General features: G+C 69.9%; 6 protein-coding genes, 1 tRNA gene and 1 pseudogene. 7 read left to right on the top strand and 1 reads right to left on the bottom strand.

All coding sequences use genetic code 11. From position 1 onward, the window contains the following. Positions 1–60 precede the first annotated feature (60 nt). The 7 genes and pseudogenes from ACFP2T_RS47670 to ACFP2T_RS47640 form a co-directional block, all read left to right on the top strand. Positions 61–546 (top strand): annotated as a pseudogene (locus ACFP2T_RS47670) (type 2 periplasmic-binding domain-containing protein); the annotation flags it as partial. Further along, positions 543–1,388, top strand: a complete 846-nt coding sequence (locus ACFP2T_RS47665; RefSeq protein ID WP_377434659.1) for an ABC transporter permease — start codon at positions 543–545, stop codon at positions 1,386–1,388. The pseudogene ACFP2T_RS47670 and the gene ACFP2T_RS47665, both read left to right, overlap by 4 nt. A 20-nt stretch (positions 1,389–1,408) precedes the next feature. Further along, positions 1,409–2,116, top strand: a complete 708-nt coding sequence (locus tag ACFP2T_RS47660; RefSeq protein WP_465264301.1) for an ABC transporter ATP-binding protein — start codon at positions 1,409–1,411, stop codon at positions 2,114–2,116. 171 nt (positions 2,117–2,287) lie between these two features. Next, positions 2,288–2,803: a flavin reductase family protein gene (locus tag ACFP2T_RS47655; RefSeq protein WP_377434653.1), complete on the top strand. Its 516-nt coding sequence runs from the start codon at positions 2,288–2,290 to the stop codon at positions 2,801–2,803. A gap of 512 nt (positions 2,804–3,315) precedes the next feature. Then, a tRNA-Leu gene (locus tag ACFP2T_RS47650) sits at positions 3,316–3,399 on the top strand. Between the two features lie 114 nt (positions 3,400–3,513). Beyond that, entirely contained in the window at positions 3,514–4,029 is a 516-nt protein-coding gene (locus ACFP2T_RS47645; protein ID WP_377434651.1) for a hypothetical protein, read from the top strand. Further along, a complete protein-coding gene (locus ACFP2T_RS47640; RefSeq protein WP_377434649.1) occupies positions 4,019–5,044 on the top strand; it encodes a tyrosine-type recombinase/integrase in 1,026 nt (341 codons plus the stop codon). Before ACFP2T_RS47645 ends, ACFP2T_RS47640 begins: the two co-directional genes overlap by 11 nt. Before the next feature lie 135 nt (positions 5,045–5,179). Here the strand turns inward: ACFP2T_RS47640 and ACFP2T_RS47635 are convergent, their stop codons facing one another. After that, positions 5,180–6,145, bottom strand: coding sequence for a hypothetical protein (locus ACFP2T_RS47635; protein ID WP_377434646.1), 966 nt, complete (start codon positions 6,143–6,145; stop codon positions 5,180–5,182). Between the last annotated feature and the right edge of the window lie 727 nt (positions 6,146–6,872).

Below are 6,872 nucleotides of genomic sequence, written 5' to 3'. Positions count from 1 at the left end.
AACCCTCTGACGCCAACCAGCGTTGGCTAGCCACCACTCCACAAAAGCGGGGGAACCTCACTCGCCGACATCAACGTCAAGTACCTCAAGCCGGCCGAGGCACGGCCCGCGTTCGACAACGACCAGGTCGACGCCTGGATCATCTGGGACCCGTACTTCGCCCTCGCCGAGCAGCCCGGAGTGAAGATCCTCGCCGATGCCACGGGGCTGGCCAGCAATCGCGAATACATCCTGGTCTCGCCGGAGGCGCTGGAACGCAAGCCCGACCAGATCCGGAAGTTCCTGGAGACGTACCGGAGCACCACCGACTGGGGCATCGCCAACCCGCAGGAGCGGACCAGGATCCTGGCGCCGGAGCTGAAGATCGATGAGCCGACGACGGCTCGCGCGCTGGCCCGCAGCGCCAAGCCGCTCGCACCGGTCACCCCGGAGATCGGCGCCGAACTGCAGGCGATCGCCGACGGTTTCACCGAACTGGAACTGGTTCCCGGGAAAGTGGACATGCTCTCCCTCGTGGACGACCAGTTCAGTGAGGTGCTCCGATGACGACGAGCAGCCTCGTCGAGACTGCCGACAGGTCCACTGTCTCCCCCACCCCGGCCCCGGGCCGGCCGCGCCGAGGCGCCCGCCCTGGGCGACGCTGGCGCCGCGCGCTCACTCCGGTCGGGCTGCTCCTGGTCTGGCAGGCGGCGGCCCAGACCGGTCTGCTGCCACCGGAGAAGCTCTCCGCGCCCAGCGAGGTGGCGCGGGCCGGATGGCGGCTGGCCCGGGACGGCACCCTCGGCGTCCATCTGCTGGACTCCCTGACCCGGGCCGGAATCGGATTGGCCATCGGCGGGGCGCTGGCGCTACTGCTCGGCGCCGCGGCGGGACTGCTCCGGCTCGGGGACGATCTGGTCGACCCACCGGTGCAGATGGCCCGGATGCTTCCGCACCTCGGGTTGGTACCACTCCTGATCATCTGGGTCGGCATCGGCGAGTCGCTGAAGATCACACTGGTCGCCCTCGGCGCGTTCTTCCCGATCTACTTCAACACGTACGCCGGGATCCGGGACATCGACGAGCGCCTGGTGGAGGCGGCCCGGAGCTGCGGCCTCGGTCAGTTCGCCCGGCTCCGCCACGTCGTGCTGCCGGGCGCGCTGCCGTCGCTCTTCCTCGGCCTACGGCTGGCCCTCGGCGCCGCCTGGCTCAGTCTCGTGGTGGGCGAGCAGGTGAACGCGCAGACCGGGATCGGCTTCCTGATGATGGAGGCCCGGGAGTTCAGCCAGACCGAAGTCGTCGTCCTCGGCCTGCTCATCTACGCACTCCTCGGGCTGTTGTCCGACCTCGCACTCCGGATGGCGGAAAGGAGAACCCTGACATGGCGACGCGGACTACAGGCACGCTGAGCACCGCCACCCGGCCGGTCATCACCGCACACGAGGTACGCAGGTCCTTCGGCGAGACCGTCGTACTCGACGGCGTCGATCTGGCGATCGCCCCCGGTGAGGTGGTCGCGCTGTTGGGTGGCAGCGGCTCCGGCAAGAGCACCCTGCTGCGCATCCTGGCCGGTCTCGACCCCGATGCCAGCGGTGAGATCTCCCGGACGGGCAGCCAGGCGGTCGTCTTCCAGGAACACCGACTCCTACCCTGGAAGAGGGTCGCCGACAACGTCTCGCTCGGGGTGACGGGCGGCGACGTACGCGAGCGGGTGGCCGCCGCGCTTGCCGAGGTCGGACTCGCCGACCGGGGCCGGGCCTGGCCAGCCGAACTCTCCGGCGGGCAGGCCCAGCGGGTCGCCGTCGCCCGGGCACTGGTCCGGGAGCCGGCGCTACTGCTCCTCGACGAGCCGTTCGGCGCGCTCGACGCACTCACCCGGCTCAGGATGCAGACCCTGTTCGGCCGGCTGCACGCCGAGCACGGTTTCGCCGCGCTGCTGGTCACCCACGACGTGGACGAGGCGCTGCTGTTGGCCGACCGCACTCTCGTACTCGATGGCGGACACATCGTGGAGAACGCCCCGGTCCCGCTGACCCGGCCGCGCGCTCCCGACGATCCCGGCTTCGGCCCGGTTCGTCGTCACCTGCTCGGCCGGCTCGGTGTGCGATCCGGCTCGGAGGGTGGCTCCGCCTCCTGACATGGAAGCGGGGGCGTGGGATCCGGTTCCCCGGGTCATCCGCGCGCGGTGCCCACCTCGCTCCTCCCGGTACGCGAGGTGGGCGTGCCGCCGCCACAAATGATCTTCAAACAACTATTTCGCGGACCTTTCAGCACCGTGGAACAGCGGCAACACCAAGCGGAGGACGAGATGACCCACGACCCGGAAACCGCTGGGACTCATCGCGAGTCGGCGCAGGCCGCCACCGGTGAACGCCTCCGCACCGTGCTGCGACGCCAGGCCGCTACGGTAACCGTGATCACGGCCGCCGCCGGTCGACCCGTCGGCTTCACCGCCACGTCCTTCACCTCGGTGTCCATGCGTCCGCCCCTGGTTTCCTTCTGCCTCGACCGGGGCTCGTCGAGCTGGCCGATCATGGAGGCGGCCCGGCACGTAGCCGTCCACCTCCTCGGCAGGGACCAGGCCGAGTTGGCCCGGACCTTCGCCACCAGCGGGATCGACCGGTTCGCGGCACCCACCTCCTGGCAACCTGGGCCGTACGGCGTGCCACTGCTCGACGGGGCACTGGCCCGGTTGGTATGTCGAGTGGTCGAGCGGATCGCCGCCGGAGACCACACGATCATGCTCGCCGAGCCGTTGATCACGGAGTACGCCGAGGGCGCGCCCTTGATCTACCACGACGGACGGTACGCCCGCCTGCCCTGAGCCGCGTTCCCCTCCGTCTGCGTCGCCGCGCCGGCCGTGTCAGCTACTCCCGCCGCTGCCGCCCACCACGTTCTCCGGTCGCATCTCCGCCCATCTGGGGCGCCCGCCCGTCGGCGACGAAGATCACATGCCCGAAAAGGTGATCAGGGCCAGCACCGACCACGCGGAACGGATCATGACGGCCACGTGATCAACCGACGCGGTCCGGGACCGCCGGGGCGTCCGTCCACCCCCGTCCAGATCGAGCGGACATCGGCCCTGAGATACGCCCTACGCTCGGCAGACGCCGCATCCTGGTCGTCCTGGCTGGGGACTGTCGAGCAGTGTTCGGCTTCGCCGCGCGGGGGATCATCGGGGCTCCGGAGCGGCCGGCGGAGCACCTTTGCACCGCCCCGATATGGCCGCCGTGCATGATCCATGAGCGCCGTGTACAGTAGTGCCCCGTGCGGCCCTACGGGCGGCCGATGGGCGATGTAATCGTTCAAGGGGCCAAAGGTAGGGTTGACGAGTAGGTCCGGGTGGCGGAATGGCAGACGCGCTAGCTTGAGGTGCTAGTGCCCGTATAGGGCGTGGGGGTTCAAGTCCCCCCTCGGACACAAGCCTCTGTGGGGATCCACGCGGGGCCGTCAGGGCTCGCGTGGATGTGCGTTGCGGAGCCCTGCATGCCTGCGCGTCAACGCCCCGGAAACGCCTGACCGTGCGCTGAACCGGTGGTCCTTGCGCTGCTGGTGGCGGTCGTGACCGCCGATCGGTCGGCGGCGCGGTGGCCCGACGAGCGGCCCATCGCCGCGCTGGTTCCACGTCCGCGTCCCGTCGCACCCCCGCCCACCGTGCCGGTGCCGCCCCTGCCCGCTCCCCCACCCGCTCAAGGCGGTGGGGCCGCGAGGCTGTTCGACGTCGGCCGGCCCGACGCCGCTGGCCGGGTCACCGCCCGCGGCCTGGTCCGCGCCCTGCGCTGGCCGCCTGGTCACCGCCTCCGCGTCGACGTCACCGACGGCACCGTCCTGATCACCAGCGCACCGGACGGCATCCACGTCGTCGGCACCCGCGAGGAACTCCCCCTGCCCGCCGCCGCCCGACACCTGACCGGCATCACCCCTGGCCAGACCGTCCTCCTCGTGGCCCTCCCGGCACACGACCTGCTTTTCGTGCACCCCTCGAACACCATCACCCGACTCCTGACCGACCTGCACGCCCGCATCCTCGGAGACCCCCATGCCGGCTGACCCCGCCCACATCGCCACCACACGACAACTACTGACCCACCTCGGCCTCACCCCCGCCGACCTCACCACCAACGCCGACCACGGCCCCGCGATGCCGACCGTCGCCGAGTACCTGCCCCGCGTCGCCGCCGCGGCCACCCCCGGAACCCGACGCACCTACGCCATCCACTGGAACCGGATGGCCACCGCCTTCGGCGACCGACGCCTCGACACCATCCACGCCACCGACATCGAAGCCCTCATGCGCCACGCCATCGCGACCGCCCGACCCCGCCGCAACAGCCGCCACGGCCGCCACGCCGGCGAACACGTCATCGCCGCCGCCCGCGCCCTCTACAACCGCGCCATCGCCGACGGCCACATCAGCCGCACCGCCAGCCCTGCCCACCGGATCGCCAAACCCCGCCGCCTACCGAACACCCGCCGCGCCCTCACCCCCAACGAACTGGAGGAAATCAACCTGGTCGCCCACACCAGCGGCAACGACGTCATCCTCGACTGCCTCCTGCTCCGCCTGCACACCGAAACCGCCTGCCGACGCGGCGGCGCCCTCGCCCTACGCCTGACCGACCTCGACACCACCAACGCCCTGGTCCACCTCAACGAAAAAGGCGGCACCCTGCGCTGGCAACCCATCACCCCGCTGCTCGCCACCCGACTCCACGAACACGCCACCGCCCGCGGCGCGGTCCTGCCCACCGACAAACTCCTGCGATACCGCAACAGACGACCGATCAGCGCCCGCCGCTACGACCACCTATGGACACGCATCGGCCAACGACTCCCCTGGGTCGCCGTGCACGGCATCTCCACCCACTGGATCCGCCACACCACCCTCACCTGGGTCGAACGCCACTACGGCTACGGCACCGCCCGCGCCTACGCCGGCCACACCGACAGCCGCGGACCCGCCACCACCACCTACATCAAAGCCGACCTCACCGCCGTCGCCACCGCCCTCGCCGCCATGACCGGACAGCCGCATCCGCTCGCCGACGCTGACCTTCGTGGCTGACTCGTCGCTGCTGACGGTGCCGCTCCTCGCCGCGGATCCGTGATGGCGGCCCGTGCCTCCGCGCGTAAGACGTTGGCTGACCGCAGCGAACAGGAGATCCGCAGCTGACCGGCATGACGCAGGAGCGCCCGGATGTCACCGCTTCCTGCGGCGTGCCTTCCGCAGAGCTGCCTCGGCGTCTCGGCGTCGACGGATCGCGGCCTCATCGCGCGGTACGACCGCGGTCGCGCTGGCGGGGCGTGGTCGTCGACCTCTGACGTCGCGGACTCGGCGGGCACCGTCGGCCCGCCACTGCCGCAGCACGGCGGGCACGCTCTCCCGGGTGTGGAACCACGACACTGCCGCCGCGGTGGAGGCGTCGCTCGCGTCCTCCCACTCGGCCATCATGTCGGGCTTGTCGAGGAAGTTCGCCGCGATCTGGAAGTAGAGGTCGTCTTTGGCCTCCGCGAACCTCTTCATGGCCTGTACCTGGCGAATCTGGGGGCAGAACGCTGCTCCGATGAACCACGCGGCGCCGGCCATGACGGGGCCCGAATCCTCGCCCTCCGGTGTCGGTGTGCACAGGATGTCGATGACGCGCCGCTCGGCGTCGTCAGGGTCGATCCGGGCCTCATCACGCAGGGCGGCCTCGTAGGCGTCGCGGGCATCGTCGGCACCGGTCAGGCGGTGCGTGCCGCGGAGTTCGGCCATCTCGAACATCAGGATGCCCTTGCCCACCTGGAGTTCACTGTCCTGGCCGAACACGGTCGCGGTGCGTGTGAAGCCGGCCAGGGTGAGCGTTTCAGCACGTCGCTGGCCCTTGCGCTGCGAGTCGCCGAGCCTGGCGTGCGGCGAGGAGACGAACGGGCACACCTGTGCCGCGTAGAGCGCGCACACCTCGTGCACGGGCGCTTCGTTGAACGTCGGTTTCTCGCCCATCTGCTGCAACTGATCATCGAACGTGACCTGCCAGCGCAACTCGTCGCGAAACGGCAGAGCGCAGACCGCGCACAGGTCGTAGGTAGCAAGCACGAGCTTGCGTTGCTCGGACAGAGCCCCGTAGTCCTCCTCACCCGGCCCCTGCGGAATGACCGCGATGATCGGGTATCCACGCGGGTCCACCCGAAGGTGCGAGCAACGGGTGGGCGCGGTGACATCAGCGGGTCGGGGGCCAACGCCGCTTCGAAGGTCTCGTGGCACACGTCAAATCTACGATGTCCACGCTGCGATGGAACGCATCGTGGAGACTGGATTGTCCGCGTCGTGTGGTGCGCTGTTCAGCTACGACCACCGTGAACTGCGAACGTGAGCCGGGCGGCGAGGTTGGAGAATTCGTCGCCGCACTGCTGCTGCTCACCTTGCCGCACGGCAACCACGGCGCCCCTCCCGGCGACCGGGGGGGGTTGAGTGAACCTTGATGGCTTCGAGACTTACCAGGTCGAGCGGTGCGCCGCCCACTGACCTACTGCCGGGCGTCCAGGGCGGTGTCGATCTGTTGAGGCACACCACGTGTGGCAGCGCCTGGCCGGCTGGTGTGCCAAGGTCACGGTGGGGTGATTGCGGTTCCTGGCCCGATCCGAATCGCCAGCCTTCGACGGTGCCCTGGGCGGGGTTGTAGCTGGTCACGCCGAGGGTGCTGTAAGACCAGGTGCCGCCGGGTGGGGCGTGCCAGTAGGACCGCCGACGGCTCGGGCCGCTTCTTGCGTCCGGTCTGATCGTTCAGTGTCGCGGTCATCACGGCACCTCCCTCACCAGGCACAACGCCTGGCGGGTCAGGCCGGAAACACCTTTAGATCTGTGAGGGTTGCTGTCAAGGGGTGGCCTGCATGAGACGGAAGAGTTGGCGGGC

Source organism: Plantactinospora solaniradicis (genome assembly GCF_042658085.1).
GTDB classification, from domain to species: domain Bacteria; phylum Actinomycetota; class Actinomycetes; order Mycobacteriales; family Micromonosporaceae; genus Plantactinospora; species Plantactinospora solaniradicis.
The sequence above is the reverse complement of the archived record's forward strand: the minus strand, read 5'-3'. Positions and strand labels throughout refer to the sequence as shown.